Annotated in this window: 10 protein-coding genes; 7 read left to right on the forward strand and 3 right to left on the reverse strand. The window is 71.9% G+C overall.

The window, feature by feature from the left end; translation table 11 throughout:
- Nucleotides 1-165: 165 nt before the first annotated feature.
- Nucleotides 166-1992 carry a gamma-glutamyltransferase gene (ggt, locus tag ACFWJW_RS21025; protein WP_387243328.1) on the reverse strand — a complete coding sequence of 609 codons (1827 nt, stop codon included), beginning with the start codon at nt 1990-1992 and terminating at the stop codon, nt 166-168.
- Nucleotides 1993-2222: 230 nt separating this feature from the next.
- On the opposite strand from ggt, the gene ACFWJW_RS21030 reads away from it, so the two are divergent.
- Together ACFWJW_RS21030 and ACFWJW_RS21035 are read left to right on the forward strand one after the other, a co-directional pair.
- A complete protein-coding gene (locus tag ACFWJW_RS21030; protein WP_387243331.1) occupies nt 2223-2966 on the forward strand; it encodes a hypothetical protein in 744 nt (247 codons plus the stop codon).
- Nucleotides 2967-3328: 362 nt separating this feature from the next.
- Nucleotides 3329-4198, forward strand: a complete 870-nt coding sequence (locus tag ACFWJW_RS21035; RefSeq protein ID WP_387243334.1) for a polysaccharide deacetylase family protein — start codon at nt 3329-3331, stop codon at nt 4196-4198.
- Between the two features lie 298 nt (nt 4199-4496).
- Here the strand turns inward: ACFWJW_RS21035 and ACFWJW_RS21040 are convergent, their stop codons facing one another.
- Together ACFWJW_RS21040 and ACFWJW_RS21045 are read right to left on the reverse strand one after the other, a co-directional pair.
- Nucleotides 4497-5234 (reverse strand): SDR family NAD(P)-dependent oxidoreductase, encoded by a 738-nt coding sequence (locus ACFWJW_RS21040; protein ID WP_387243337.1) that lies wholly within the window; start codon nt 5232-5234, stop codon nt 4497-4499.
- A gap of 221 nt (nt 5235-5455) precedes the next feature.
- Nucleotides 5456-6772 carry an alpha/beta hydrolase family protein gene (locus ACFWJW_RS21045; protein WP_387243340.1) on the reverse strand — a complete coding sequence of 439 codons (1317 nt, stop codon included), beginning with the start codon at nt 6770-6772 and terminating at the stop codon, nt 5456-5458.
- Nucleotides 6773-7443: 671 nt separating this feature from the next.
- Here ACFWJW_RS21045 and ACFWJW_RS21050 point away from each other — a divergent pair.
- From ACFWJW_RS21050 to ACFWJW_RS21070, 5 genes are all read left to right on the forward strand, one after another.
- Complete coding sequence (locus tag ACFWJW_RS21050) at nt 7444-8865, forward strand: arylsulfotransferase family protein (RefSeq protein ID WP_387243343.1); 1422 nt, start codon at nt 7444-7446, stop codon at nt 8863-8865.
- Between the two features lie 90 nt (nt 8866-8955).
- Nucleotides 8956-9594, forward strand: coding sequence for a class I SAM-dependent methyltransferase (locus ACFWJW_RS21055; protein WP_387243346.1), 639 nt, complete (start codon nt 8956-8958; stop codon nt 9592-9594).
- Nucleotides 9595-9718: 124 nt separating this feature from the next.
- Complete coding sequence (locus ACFWJW_RS21060) at nt 9719-12040, forward strand: MMPL family transporter (RefSeq protein ID WP_387243349.1); 2322 nt, start codon at nt 9719-9721, stop codon at nt 12038-12040.
- Nucleotides 12041-12115: 75 nt separating this feature from the next.
- Nucleotides 12116-13087, forward strand: coding sequence for a non-homologous end-joining DNA ligase (gene ligD / locus ACFWJW_RS21065; RefSeq protein WP_387243352.1), 972 nt, complete (start codon nt 12116-12118; stop codon nt 13085-13087).
- Between the two features lie 126 nt (nt 13088-13213).
- On the forward strand, nt 13214-14359 hold the full coding sequence (locus ACFWJW_RS21070; RefSeq protein ID WP_387243355.1) for a glutathione S-transferase family protein: 1146 nt from the start codon (nt 13214-13216) through the stop codon (nt 14357-14359).
- The last annotated feature ends 119 nt before the right edge of the window (nt 14360-14478 follow it).

The raw sequence follows: 14478 nt of genomic DNA on the forward strand, positions 1-14478 counted from the left end.
GAACGAACGGTCCCAGGAGGCTAATCGCCACCGCCGTGACCATCAACGACGCCGCGCGGAGCGGTACATCGACGACACACGGACGGCACACAGCGGTCCGTCCGTGTCGGCGGTGTGACATCCGGCTCCCGTACCGCGGGCGAACGACGGGGCTTTGCGGACCCCCTAGCGGTGCACGACCCGCGCCGAGCCGCCGCCGCGCCGTACCTTTTCGGCCGCGGCCAGCCAGCGGCCGTCGGGCAGCCGCTGGACGCCGGTCGCCGCGCCGATCTCCGGGTTCTCCTTGAAGGCATGGCCGAGCGCTTCGAGTTGCCGGCGGACCGGGCTGTTCCACAGGCCGGGTTCAAGCTCGGTCCGGGCCGCGTTGCGCTGGCTGGCCCGCGGCGCCGCGATGGCGTCCACCAGCGGCATTCCGCGGTCGAGGTGGTTGACCAGGGTCTGGAGCACGGTGGTGATGATGGTCGCGCCGCCGGGCGAGCCGAGGGCGACCACCGGCCGGCCGTGCCGCAGCACGATCGTCGGCGACATCGACGAGCGCGGCCGCTTGCCGGGGCCGGGCAGATTCGGGTCATGGACGGACGGACTGGCCGGCGCGAAGGAGAAGTCGGTCAGCTCGTTGTTGAGCAGGAAGCCGCGGTGCGGGACGACGATGCCGCTGCCGCCGGTCTGCTCGATGGTCAGGGTGTAGGCGACGACGTTGCCCCACTTGTCGGCGACGGTCAGATGGGTGGTGTTCTCCCCCTCGTACGTCGTCGGCGCGGCCCGGCCGGCACCGGCGCAGGGCGCCGGACGGCGCGGGTCGCCGGGCGCGAGCGGGCTGGTCAGCGCCTTGTCGTCGTGAATGAGGCAGGCGCGGGCGTCGGCGAACCGCTGGGAGGTCAGGCCCTTGGTCGGGACATCCTCCTGGGCCGGGTCGCCGACCCAGCGGCCGCGGTCGGCGAAGGCGATCCGGGCCGCCTCGATGTAGCGGTGCAGGAACTGCTTCTCGCTCAGCCGGGAGAGATCGCTCTTCTCCAGGATGTTGAGCGCCTCGGCGACGCTGGTGCCGCCGGAGGAGGACGGCGCCATGCCGTAGACGTCCAGGCCGCGGTAGCCGGTGCGGGTCGGCGCCTGGCTCAGCACCCGGTAGCCGCGCAGATCGCCCGCGGTCAGATCGCCGGGCCGTACCGTGCGCGGGGAGCCGGCGCGCACCGGCGGCTTACGGACCGTGCGGACGATGTCCCGGGCCAGCGCACCGTCGTAGAGCGCACCGGCGCCCTGGTGCGCCAACTCCCGGTACGTACGGGCCAGATCGGGGTTCTTCAGCGTCGAGCCGACCACCGGGAGCCTGCCGCCGGGCAGGTAGAGGCGGGCGGTCGCCGGGAAGTCGCGGAAGCGGGCCTCGTTGTCCGCGGTCTGTCGGCGGAAGGTCTCGTCGACCGTGAAGCCGCCCGCGGCCAGCCGCTGGGCGGGCCGCAGTACCTGGCGCAGGGACCGGCTGCCCCACTTGCGCAGGGCGGTGTCCCAGGTGGCGGCGGTGCCCGGGGTGCCGACGCTCAGCCCGCTGGTGACGACGTCGTCGAACGGGAGGGGCCTGCCGTTCTCCAGGAAGAGGTCCTTGCCGGCGGAGCGCGGGGCGGTCTCCCGGCCGTCGAGGGTGCGTACGGTCCGGGTCCGGGCGTCGTAGGAGACGAAGTAGCCGCCGCCTCCGATGCCCGCGGAGTAGGGCTCGGTGACGCCGAGGGCGGCGGCGGTGGCTACTGCCGCGTCGACGGCGTTGCCGCCCTTCCTGAGGACCGCGATACCGGCGGCCGAGGCATCCGGGTCGACGCTGGAGACGGCCCCGCCGTGGCCGACGGCGACCGGGGTCTTCTCCGGGGCGGTGGTGGCACCGTCCCGGTCGGCGGCGGGCGGCGCGGGCGCGGCGGTTCCGGCGGCGGCCGGGGCCGCCAGCAGGGAACCGGCCAGCGCGGCGGCCGCTCCCAGAACGGTGAGGCGTCGGACTCTGGTCATACCGGGGTTTCCTCCCAGTGGCTGCGCGGGGGGCGGCAGGGGCCCGGAGCCTACTCGCGGCAACAGCCCGCCGACAGAGGGCATTTCGGGCATGGCGGCCTCCGCGGGGGCAGGGACCAGCTACGCCTTTCCGTACGGATCAGGTATGCCCGCACGGACCGGGACAAGCCGTCCCAGCTGTCCGCCCCGCCCTCGAACGGACAACCGGAATGCCGCTACGCTCCCCGGCCATGGACGACACCCTGCTGCTCCTGACCGTGACGGCCGCGGCCCTGATCGTGGGCCTGGCGGCCGGCTGGGCCGTGCAATCCGCGGTGACCCGCCGCAAGCTCGCCCGCGAGCAAGGCTTCTTCGGGCTGCCGGAGGGTTCGGAGTGTGTGCTGGTCACCCACCGGGACAGCTCCGCGGCCCACTGGAGCATCCCGCGCCATGACGCGCTGGCCCTGCTGGGGCTGGCCGGGGTGATCGAGAGCTGCGGTGCGCACCCCGAGGTCGCGCCGCACGACACCGGCCTCCAGGGCTTCGGGGCGCGTACCGAGTTCTGTGTCGGCGACCCCACCGCGCACCGCCGTCTGGCGGCCCACCTGGCGAATCTGCTGCCGGGGGTGGCGGTGCACCCCGGTGACGAGTCCGGCGCGGGCCGCGGCACCTTCACGATCGGCGGCTCGACCTACCGGGTGGAGCCCGGCGCCGTGGAGTACGTCCTGCTGGCCCGGCTGACCGCCGGTGAGGGCGACCGCCCGGTGTTCCTGGCGGCCGGCCAGCGCCCGGTCACCCACCGGGCGGCGGTCCGCCACCTCGTCCGCAACCGGGCCAAGCTGACCCGTAAGCACGGCACCGACGGCCAGTTCTGTCTGCTGCTGAAGGTGGTCAACTCGCAGGCGTACGGACCCGATGTCGTCGAGCTGGTCGCGGATGTCACCAAGGCCGCGCTCACGGCCGCGGAGCCGAAGGGGCACCGGGCGGCGGCCTGAGCCCCGGGGGGCGACGGTCCTCAGCCCGATGGCGGCCAGCGCGAGCAGGATGCTGCCGTACAGCGGGTCGCTACAGAAGATCGGGAGCGCCAGCCGTTTCGGCAGCAGCGTCTCACCGAGCCGCGCACTGTCCAGCGGACGGCCCACCATCATCCGCTTCGGCCAGAGGAATGTGCTCACAGCCGGACAAACCAGGGGCCGCCCGGCGGCGGGAGAGGGAGGCTCGCGGGTCCGCGCCGCACCGCGGCCGGTGCCCCCGGCGGCGGCTGCCGGCCGGCGGGTGCGAGCCGATCGGGTGCGGAACCCGCCCGCCGCGGTGTTGCTGCCGCGCCCGCCGCGGGCCGCGTGAGAGCACGTGAAGGGTGGATGGCGAGCAGCGTACGAACACCCGGCGGACGGTTCTCCGGGCCGCGGTCGTGGTCGGTGCGCTCGCCGCCGTCCGGGGCCTGTTCCCCTCCGGCGACGGCGCTCCGGACGCCGGCCCGCGGCAGCCGTCGCCCGCGCCGGAGTCCTCCGCGGCCGCGGCCGGGCCGCCGCCGTCCGCCGAGCAGGCCGGCCCGGCGAGCGGCCCGGGGCCGTACCGGCTGCGCCCGATGGCCGGTGAGACCTCCCGCTCCGGGCCGGGCACCTCTCCCCCGCACCCCGACGTCGCCTTCCAGCTGTCCACCGACAGCCGGGAGGTCTTCCTCACCTTCGACGACGGGCCGCACCCCGCGTACACCCCCGACGTCCTGCGGATCCTGCGCCGCCACGGCGCCCGTGCCACGTTCTTCGTGATCGGCGAGAACGCCGTCGAGTTCCCTGGCCTGCTGCGTGCCATCGCCGACGACGGCCATGCCGTCGCCAACCACACCTGGTCCCATCCGCAGCTGACCACGCTGCCGCCGGGCGCCGTCCGCAGCGAGCTCGGCCACACCAGCGATCTGATCGAGGATGTCCTGGGCACCGCTCCCGACCTGGCGCGCGCGCCGTACGGCGACTGGGACGAGCCCTCGCTGAGCATCTGCAACGCGCTGGGCATGTCCCCCGTCGGCTGGGCGGTCGACTCGCAGGACTGGACCATGCCCGGGGCCGGGAACATCGCCTACACCGTGCTGGACCAGCTGCGTCCCGGGGCGATCGTGCTGTCGCACGACGGGGGCGGCGAGCGCGGCCAGACCGTCGAGGCGCTGGCGTGGTATCTGCCGCGGCTGCTGGACGAGGGCTATCGTCCGGTCCGTATCGAGCCCTGACGGGGCTCGCGCGGGGCGGCGGGTCCGGCCACGGGTGAGAGCGGTCACCCGATGCGCCGGAAGCCGGCTCAATGGTTTATCGTTCAATTGGAAGCGCGTGCCGTCCCGACGGCGCCGCAGGGCCCACGGCCGGGAAAACCGGCCACGCCGCACGGCGGCAGGCCCGGAGACCATCGCCGTCGCCGCCCGCGCCCCCCGAGACCGCCCCGGCCGAATTCCCCCGTTCGGCCGGGGCTTCCCCTTTCCCGGAACGTACTCAGCGCAGGCTCCTCAGCACCGGCTTCCCGGCGCAGGCTGCTCAGCGCAGATGCGACGCCCCGTTGACGTCCAGTACCGCGCCGGAGGACCAGAGCGCCCCGGGCGAGGCGAGATAGTGGACGGCGGACGCCACATCCCCGGGCACGGCGACCCGGCCGAACGGGCTCTGCTGCCGCACGTCCGCCGTGAGGCGGTCCGCGACCCGCTCGGTCTCCACGAATCCCGGGGCCACCGAGGCCACGCCGATGCCGTACGGCGCCAGGTGGACCGCCAGCGACTGCCCCATCGCGTGCAGCGCCGCCTTGGCCGCGCCGTACGCCGGGTGATCCGGTTCGCCGCGGAACGCCCCGCGCGACCCGATGTTGATGATCCGCCCCGCCACCTCCCGCTCGATCATGTTCCGCGCCGCGCAGTAGCTGACATGCGCCGCACCCAGCAGATTCACGTCCACGACCTGCCGCCAGGCGTTCTGCCAGTCCTCGAACGAGGTGCGGTCCAGGGGGTGGGCCACATTCGCGGCGGCGTTGTTGACCAGCACGTCGACACCGCCCAGCCCGTCCACCGCCGCGTCCACCAGCGCCGCGGCCCCCTCGGGCGTACTCACATCCCCCTGCACCAGCACATGTCCGCCGCCGGCCAGCCCCGCGTACGCCTCCTCGGCGGCCGCCCGCCGCGACGCGTAATGCAGCGCGACCCGGTCCCCGTGCGCGGCGAAGAGCTCGGCCACCGCCCGCCCGATCCCCCGCGACGCCCCGGTCACCAGCACCGCCCGGCTCATCGGCCACCCCCCGCCCGGCCACCCGTACGCCGGCAACAGCCGGAACACGCAAGGGACATACCGGGCTCCACAAGCGCCCAGGAATGGTTCATCAACGGATCGGTCCTCACCTCGTGCCGTGCCACAAACGGTCGAGAGGAATCGTAAGGAGCCGTACGGGAAGCAGGAACGGCCGGGCGACGGCGGCGAAGGCACCTACCGCATCCGCTGCACCACCACCGTCACCCGCTGCGGCCGGGAACTACGGCCGGGAAGAGCTGCCTCAGGCGTGCCTGAATCAGCGGCAGGCCGACCGTGGGCACGTCATAGTGGCCGGCGCCCTCGAAAACGGCGAGGTTGATGTCGTTGGCGTTGGCCAGCATCTTGTTGACGACGTGGTAAGTGACAGCGGCCGGGCTGGTGATGTCATCGGTCCCATAGAGCCAGAGGACCGACCCCGGCAGGGTCGAGTTCTCCAGCCTTCCTTGGTTCCGTTCGAAGAACCGCCGGTTCTCCGGCAGCAAGTTCGGGCCGTTTCCGCGGATCCCCGGGTATGAGGACAAGTGGTGGGAGGGCGAGGAATTCAGGTAGCGTTTGATGTCACCCTTGACCATGGCATTCAGATCGTCCAGGCACGCCCGCCAGTTCTGCCGATAGAACTTCAGCATGTTCTGGCCGTAGATCCTTTCGGGGTCGACGTGATAGCCCGCATAGCGCTGGGTTTTCGTGAAATAGATGGTTTCCGCGTTGGCGAAGACCAGCTGGTCGATCTGACGCTCGGTTGGTGTGGTCCCGGGTTTGGAGCCGTTGGCGATGTCCCGCCACAGGAGCTTGTTCATGGCGGGGACGTCCGGGACGGGAGCGAGGGAAATCGTGCCCCGATAGTCCAGAGCGGGCTCGGCCTTCTTGGACAACCGGGAGTAGTACGCGGCGGCGAGCGCAGCGAATCCCCCTTCGGACCAGCCGGCCGGCACCCATTTCCCGGACGCCTTTCCGCCGAGATACCGTTTCGCCGCAACGGCGGCGAAGATCATGGACTTGCCCTCGCTCGAAAGATCGTAATAGCCGTGCCCGGTCGGGACGCCGGCCGCCGCCGGGCCCAGCCCCTCGTAGTCCGGGGCCACGACCGCGATGCCCATCTTCAGGACGGCCGCCAGCAACGCGGCGTTGGGCCCGTCGGCCCATTTCTTGTGTTCCTGGAGCTGGACGCTCGGTGCGCACTCCGGGGCCCATCCGACGGTGCCATGGCCCCATACGAAAAGTGGCCAGCCGCCGGGTGGCGGAGTTTTCCTGGGAGTGAACAGCATGGCGGTGGCATTGATCCGTTTTCCTTGAATTCCCGGCATGCGGTAGACGACCAGTTTCCCGTCGGCCAGGGTGGACAGTTCGCGGGGCACGTTGCGCAGCGGTGTGGGAGTGCCCACCACGTCGCCGTTGCCCGTGCTTCTTTCCCCGGAATCGTCGGTGTCTCCCGGGGGCGCGCCGAACCCGCACCCGGTGAGGACCATCGCCAGCAGCAGAGCAGCCGCCGGTTTGCCCGACCGCTTGATGCGTCCCACGGCGGCTTCCCTCATCGCTGATGACCGCACCTGTGCCTTCTTTCTGTCGCCCTTCCCCGGTCAGATATCCAGGAATGCCCAATGCCGGGAGCCGTGCTCTGTGACGTTAGGCGCTGCGGCTCGTTCGCGCCTGCTCAGCGCCGGTCTGACGGTCCGTTGGGGCGGCATGACCACGTATGCCGCCGCCATCAAGGCGATGTCCGAAAACCGTCGGCCGGGGCGGGTGATGACATCGCGTCAGTCGCTGCTCCGCCCACGGCCCGGTGCTACGGGGGGCCGGGTGAACGGTCCACCGGACGGCGTCTCCAGCAGGCGGCCGCCGACCGTAGCGCTTAGCGTCGCCGGCACACGCGGGTCTCCCGGATTTGATCTTGATGACGGACGTTCCCGGGCGGCTCAGGAATGTGACATATCGCGATGGAGAGATGATGGCAGAGGGAAAGCCGTGGGCTCGCAGGGCCAGGCGGATGAGCCGCACCGCGGGGACCTGCGCACTGGCCGCGGGGCTCGCCTTCGCGAGCTGTGTGGTTCCCGCCGAGGCGAGTTCGCCGACGGGGCCCCGCTTGTGTGCGACCGAGCCGGCGCCTCCGTCGGGGAGTCCCCCTGCGCCGGAGCTGATCACTTCGGGCAGCGGCGTGTGGAGCTTCGTCTCCGCGCCAAGGCTTCATCCCATGCGGGTCAGCGTGACCGCACAGCGCCCGGGAACGGCACCCGGGAAAATCTTCACCGGCCCGTACACCATCAGCAGCCCGATGATCGGCCAGACCGGAGCGCTGATTTCCGACAACTCCGGTGCGCCGGTCTGGTTCCGGCCGCTGCCCTCGACGAGCCTTCAGAACGCCGACTTCAAGGTTCAGACCTATCACAACCCCCGGAAGGGCACGGCAGAGCCCGTGCTGACCTGGTGGCAGGGGTCCATCGCGATCCCGCCCGCATACACCAACCTGCCGGGCGGCGCCCCAGAACCGGGCGGGTGCTACTACGTCTACGACAGCCACTACCGCCTGGTCGGCACGGTTTTCGCCCGTCACGGCTTCCATCCGGACGAGCACGAATTCATCCTGACCCGCAGAGGAACCGCGCTGTTCATCGCGACCAAGCCGATCCCCATGGACCTCAGCCGTTACGGCGGTCCGGAGGACGGCGCCATCCTGGACAGCGAAGTTCAGGAGGTCGACCTCGCCACGGGGGAACTCGTCTTCTCGTGGGACATTCTCGATCACGTCGATCCGACCGAATCCGAGGTGCCCGCCTCCGATGCGTCGTCATCCGGAGGAGTGTGGGACGCCTACCACATGAACTCGATCGACGAGGGCCCCAATGGTGAACTGCTGATCTCGGCACGCAACATGTGGGCGGCCTACGACATCTCCAGAAGGACCGGCCGGATCCGCTGGCAACTCGGCGGAAAGAAGAGCGACTTCACCTTCGGCCCGAACGCGGACTTCTTCTGGCAACACGACGTCAGATTCCGTCCGGAAGGCCGGATCAGCATGTTCGACGACGGGTGCTGCAACCAGCCGGACGGCACACCCGAGCAGCAGTCACACGGCCTGATCCTCAACCTCAACTTCGCGCGCCGCCGGGCGACCGTCCACAAGACCTACTACCACGCACCGTCCTTGTACTCCGCCTCCCAGGGGAACACCCAGGCCCTTCCCAACGGGAACCAGTTCATCGGGTGGGGCCAGAATTCCTACTACTCGGAGTACGCATATCCGGGAAACTCCCAGAACAACGGCTTCCAGAACCTGCTCTACGACGCGAAGATGCCGGGATCCGACATCTCGTACCGCGCCTTCCGCAACCGATGGGTCGGCCGCCCGTACTACCCGCCGAGCGCGGCGGCACGCGTCGTGGACGGACACCGCGTCGTCTACGCCTCGTGGAACGGTTCCACGGAGACCAGAGCGTGGCAACTGCTCGCCGGCCCCCGCCCCCAGTCCCTGCGGGTCGTCCGCGGCCGCGTCCCCCGCACCGGCTTCGAGACCGCCCTCGCGACAGCGAACCGGGGCCCGTACTTCCAGGTCAGGGCGCTTGACGCACACGGGCGGGTGCTCGGTAGCTCGAAAGTCGTGACGCTGACCAGGTGACGGCGGCGAGCACGGCACCACGTGAGCGGATGGTCCCGGCGGGGCGGCTGATCCCGGCGGGGGCGGCCGGCGCGGTCCTAGGGTCGGTGGATGCCTTTCGACCACAACGACCACTACCACCGTCTGCTGTTACGGCAGCTGCCGCGGGACTGCCGCACCGGGCTCGACGTCGGGTGCGGGACCGGCCGGTTCGCGCGGCGGCTGGCCGGGCTGGGGCTCGATGTCCATGCGGTCGATCCCTCGGCCGACGTCCTCGCACAGGCCCGGGCCGCAGCCGGGAACGCCGCGGACGGTGGCGCGCCGCCCCGTTATGACCATGCGGACATCACCCAGCTGGAACTGCCCGACGGGCACTACGGGTTCATCTCCTGCCTGGCGAGCCTGCATCACCTGCCGTTCGACACGGTCACCGCACTGCGCCGGGCCCTCGCGCCGGGCGGCGTGCTGGTCATCCTGGGCTGCTATGCCGAGAGGTCGCCGGCCGACTGGTGCTGGGGCCTGGCCGCGTCGCCGGTGAACGCGGTGGTCCGGCTCGCCGTCGCCGCCTCGGAACGGCTCCGGCCGGCCGCCACCGCTCCGCTGAAGCCGCCCGTCGCACCGCCGGACATGCCGCTGCCCCGCATCCGCCGGGAGGCCGCCGTGCTGCTTCCCGGGTGCCGGATCCGACGGCTGCTCTTCTGGCGCTATCTGCTGGTGTTCCGCAACGACGCCTCGCCCGCGGGCGCTTGACGGCGGGGCGCACCCGTTCGGCCGACACCCGTATTCCCCGGTGGGTATGCCGCGGCGGCGGAACCGGCGTTGACTGCTGCATGTCCGTATGTGCCAGGAGCGCCGGCCCGCATCGGGAGCAGCCATGTCGTTGCCGAGGAAACCGAGCGGGGCGGCCGCGCCCGGCGCGTCCGGCGACAACGGGGCGCTGCGCAGGGTCGGCGAGTGGTGTGCCCGGCACTGCGTCGTCGTCCTCGTGCTGTGGCTGGTCGCCCTGGTCGGGCTGCAATTTCTCCAGCGTGCGTACGGCGGGGAGTACTCCGACGACTTCGCGCTGCCCGGCGTCCAGTCGACGCAGGGCCGCGAGGTGCTCCAGAAGCACGAGCCGAAGGCCGGGGGCTACAGCAGCCAGGTGGTGCTGCACGACGCGGCCAAGCCGCTGACGGCCTTCCGCGGCGACATCGACGGCGCCGTCACCGCGCTCGGCAGGCTGCCGGACGTGCTGTCCGCGCAGAATCCGCTGCCGCCGCCCGGCCCACCGCCCGCCAAGCCCCCGCCCGGAACGCCGAACGTCGGCCCGCTCTCCACCGACGGCCGGACCGCGTACATCACGATGCGGTTCAGCGTGCAGCCGTCCACCCTGGAGCCGGACTATCTGGACGGGGTCGACGCGGCGGTGCGGCCGCTGCGGTCCGCGGGCGTGGAGGTGGAGTACGGCGGGCCGCTGGGTGAGCTGGCCCGGCCGGAGCCCGACGACCGGACCAGCGAGGTGATCGGCTTCGGGGTGGCGATCCTGGTTCTGCTGGTCGGCTTCGGGAGCGTCCTGGCGGCCGGGGTGCCGCTGCTGACCGCGCTGATCGGCGCCGTCTGCGGGCTCGCCTGTCTGGGGCTGATCGCCGCCGCCTTCGTCTTCGCCACCGTCTCCCCCACCCTGGCCACGATGATCGGCCTCGGCGTCGGCATCGACTACGCGCTCTTTCTGATCACCCGGCACCGGCAGAACCTGATGGACGGTGCGGACCCGGTCACCGGCGCGGGCCGGGCCGTGGCGACCAGCGGCCGGGCGGTGCTGGTGTCCGGCTGCACGGTCATCATCGCGCTGGTGGGGCTGTGGGTCTCGGGCCTCTCCTTCATCGGCAAACTGGGCGTGGCGGCCGCCAGCACCGTGGTCTCGGCGGTGCTCGGCGCGCTCACCCTCCTCCCGGCGCTGCTCGGGCTGATCGGCCGCCGGATCGACCGGCTGCGGGTGCGCCGCCCGATCGCCGAGACGGACGCCGGACCGGGCGAGCCGGCCCAGGGCAGCTGGCACCGGTACGCGCGGCGGGTGGAGCGCCGCCCGTGGTGGTATCTGGCGGGCGGGGTGCTCATCGTGGTCGTGCTGGCCCTTCCGGTCTTCTCGATGCGGCTCGGGCACATCGGCGACGGCGCGGACCCGAAGTCGTTCACCGACCGGCGCGCCTTCGATCTGATGTCCTCGGCGTTCGGCCCCGGCTCCAACGGTCCGCTGACCCTCGTCATCGACGAGTCCGGGGTCCCGCAGGCGGACCGCCCGATGCTGGCGAAGCAGGCCCAGAAGGTGCTCACGGATGTCCCGGGCGCGGCCTTCATCACGCCGCTGAAGGCCACCCCGGACGGCGCGGTGCTGACCGGGACCGCGTACTCCGACCAGGCCCCGCAGAACGCGGACACCACGGATCTGGTCAACCGCCTCGAGCACGACCTGCTGCCGGCGGCCGTGAAGGGGACCGACGCGCACGGCTATGTGACGGGCACGACCGCCGGCCAGGTGGACTTCCTGGACATCGTCGCCGGCCGGCTGCCGCTGATCATCGCCGTGGTCGTCGCGCTCGCCTTCCTCATCATCCTGGCCGTCTTCCGCGGCGTGCTGGTCGCGGTGAAGGCGGCGGTGCTCAACGTGCTGTCGATCGCCGCCTCGTACGGGGTGGTGGTGGCGGTCTTCCAGTGGGGCTGGGGCGGGCCGGCGCTCGGGGTCTCGGGCACGGTGCCGATCGAGAGCTACGTCCCGATGATGATGTTCGCGATCGTCTTCGGGCTGAGCATGGACTACGAGATCTTCCTGCTGTCGCGGGTGCACGAGGCATGGCTGCGCACCGGAGACGCGAAGGCGAGCGTGGCGCACGCGCTGGAGATCACCGCCCGGGTGATCACCTGCGCCGCGCTGATCATGGTGAGCGTGTTCGCCGCGTTCATCATCAGCGACAACATCGTGGTGAAGATGCTGGGTCTCGGGCTGGCCGTGAGCGTGCTGATCGACGCCACCGTGGTCCGGCTGCTGCTGGTCCCCGCGGTGCTGACGCTGCTGGGCCCGGCGGCCTGGTGGACGCCCCGGTGGCTGGACCGGATCCTGCCGCATGTCCGTACGGAGGGCGAGGAGGAGCTTCCCGCGCAGCGGCCGCCGCGCGGGGGCGCCCCGCGGAGCGGGACCCGGCCGGGCGGCGGCACCTGAGCACCCGGGGCGTGACCGCCCGGCCCGGCGGCCCGCCGATCTGCGGGCGTCCCCGTCTCGCCCGATGATCGAACCATGGCCCCGTCCGCCGAGCGTGGCTCGGCCCCGTACCCCGTGATCCGGCCGATGCTGGCCACGGTCGGCCCGCTGCCTGCCGAGCACGAGGAGGCGGCCTGGGCGTTCGAGGCCAAATGGGACGGTGCGCGCTGCATCGTCAACACCTCCGGCGACGGCACCGTCCGGCTGGTCACCCGGGCCGGCAACGAGGCCACCGACACCTACCCGGAGCTGGCGCCGCTGGGTGAGCAGCTGCGGGGGCGGCCCGCGGTGCTCGACGGTGAGGTGGTGGTGCTGGACGCGCGCGGCCGGCCGGACTTCGGGCTGCTTCAGCGCCGGATGGGCGTGGTGAACCCGCGCCGCACTGCCCGGCTGGCCATGGAGCACCCCGTACACCTCGTCCTCTTCGATCTGATGTATCTGGGCGGCTCACTGCTCGGCTCGCCGTATTACGAGCGCCGGTCCCTGCTGGACGGGCTGCGGCTCCGGGGCCCGAACTGGTCGGCGCCCGGCTATGTGGAGGGCCATGGGAGGCAGGCGTGGGATGCCTCGTTGCAGGCCGGTCTGGAAGGGGTGGTGGCCAAGCGGCTGAGCTCGGCGTATCTGCCGGGGGTGCGGTCACCCGAGTGGCGCAAGACGAAACATCTGCTGACCCTCGACGTGATCATCGGGGGCTGGACGGAAGGCCATGGCGGGCTGTCCGGACTGCCCGGTTCCGTGCTGGCGGGCGTGGCGGAACCCGCGGGGCTGCGCTACGTCGGCTCGGTGGGCTCGGGGCTGTCCGACCGGGAGCGCCATGAGCTGGCGCGGTATCTGGGGGTGATCCCGCTGGACCGGTCCCCGTTCCTCAACGCGGTGGACGTGGCGGGGGCGCACTGGGCCGAGCCCCGGCTCGTCGCCGAGATCACGCACACCGGCTGGACCTCGGCCGGCCGGCTGCGGCATCCGATCTGGCACCGGCTGCGGCCCGACCTCACCCACCTCGGCTGAGACAGGCCGCCCGGCCGCGGCACGAAGCGGGGTGCGCCGGGCGGCTGACGCGGGGGAATACCCGCCGCCGTCCGGGAAGGCTCGCCCTGAGCACCCGGAGCAAACCGCAGACGGAAGGAGTCGGTGATGCCCCACCCCGGCACCGGCAACAACGGCGGCACCACGGACGGCACCTCGGACCCCACCGAAGGCAACGTCGCGTACGGCAGGAAGCCCTTCAAGCGCTCCAAGAGCCACTTCGCGGACCGCATCACGGCGGACGGCCGCGACGGCTGGCCGGTCGAGGCCGGCCGCTACCGGCTGGTGGTCAGCCGCGCCTGTCCCTGGGCGAGCCGCGCCGTTATCTCCCGGCGGCTGCTCGGCCTGGAGGACGCCCTGTCCCTCGCCATCACCGATCCGATCCAGGACGACCGCAGCTGGCGCTTCACCCTGGACCCCGGCGGCCGTGACCCCGTCCTCGGCATCCGCTTCCTCAGCGAGGCGTATGACGCCCGCGAGAAGGACTACCCCGGCGGGGTCAGCGTCCCCGCCGTCGTCGACGTGCCCAGCGGGCAGCTCGTCACCAACGACTTCCAGCAGCTCACCCTGGATTTCGCGACGGAGTGGACGGCGCTGCACCGGCCCGGCGCCCCCGATCTGTATCCGGAGCCGCTGCGCGAGGAGATCGACATCGTCATGGCGGGCGTCTACCGGGATGTCAACAACGGTGTGTACCGGGCGGGTTTCGCCACCGGGCAGAGCGAGTACGACGCCGCGTTCCGCGATCTGTTCCGGCGCCTGGACCTGCTGTCCGAGCGCCTCCGCGACCGCCGCTACCTCGTCGGCGACACCCTCACCGAGGCCGACATCCGGCTGTTCACCACGCTGGTCCGCTTCGACGCCGTCTACCACGGACACTTCAAGTGCAACCGCTTCAAGCTGGCCGAGGACCCGGTGCTGTGGGCCTACGCCAAGGACCTCTTCCAGACGCCCGGCTTTGGCGACACCGTCGACTTCCATCACATCAAGCACCACTACTACCGGGTACACACCGGCATCAATCCGACCGGCATCGTCCCGGCCGGTCCGGACCTCTCCGGCTGGCTGACCCCGCACCACCGCGAGGAGTTGGGCGGCCGGCCGTTCGGCGACGGCACCCCGCCGGGTCCGGTGCCGCCGGCCGAGGAGGTGCCGCCCAGCGGACGCCCGGAGCATCTGCTGACCGGCTCCGGACCCGCACCCGCACCCCGGCCGCCGGAGACCGGCCCCGGCGCCCCTGCCGTGAGATCCTGAGAACACAGGGACGGCACACCAGCGGTGCACCGGAGCTCCCGCGGACGCACCGAGCACCCGGGCTCCCGGTTCGCCGCCGCGCGCCACCCGCCCCACACCCTCCATGCGAGGAGTGAGCC

The organism is Streptomyces sp. NPDC127097 (assembly GCF_042724075.1).
Lineage (GTDB): Bacteria > Actinomycetota > Actinomycetes > Streptomycetales > Streptomycetaceae > Streptomyces.

What these genes read in the sequence shown, in the direction of transcription:
- ACFWJW_RS21055 (WP_387243346.1), top strand. Translation starts at nt 8,956, where the DNA reads ATGCCTTTCGACCACAACGACCACTACCACCGTCTGCTGTTACGGCAG.
- ligD (WP_387243352.1), top strand. Translation starts at nt 12,116, where the DNA reads ATGGCCCCGTCCGCCGAGCGTGGCTCGGCCCCGTACCCCGTGATCCGG.
- ACFWJW_RS21030 (WP_387243331.1), top strand. Translation starts at nt 2,223, where the DNA reads ATGGACGACACCCTGCTGCTCCTGACCGTGACGGCCGCGGCCCTGATC.
- ggt (WP_387243328.1), bottom strand. Translation starts at nt 1,992, where the DNA reads ATGACCAGAGTCCGACGCCTCACCGTTCTGGGAGCGGCCGCCGCGCTG.
- ACFWJW_RS21070 (WP_387243355.1), top strand. Translation starts at nt 13,214, where the DNA reads ATGCCCCACCCCGGCACCGGCAACAACGGCGGCACCACGGACGGCACC.
- ACFWJW_RS21040 (WP_387243337.1), bottom strand. Translation starts at nt 5,234, where the DNA reads ATGAGCCGGGCGGTGCTGGTGACCGGGGCGTCGCGGGGGATCGGGCGG.
- ACFWJW_RS21060 (WP_387243349.1), top strand. Translation starts at nt 9,719, where the DNA reads ATGTCGTTGCCGAGGAAACCGAGCGGGGCGGCCGCGCCCGGCGCGTCC.
- ACFWJW_RS21050 (WP_387243343.1), top strand. Translation starts at nt 7,444, where the DNA reads ATGCGGGTCAGCGTGACCGCACAGCGCCCGGGAACGGCACCCGGGAAA.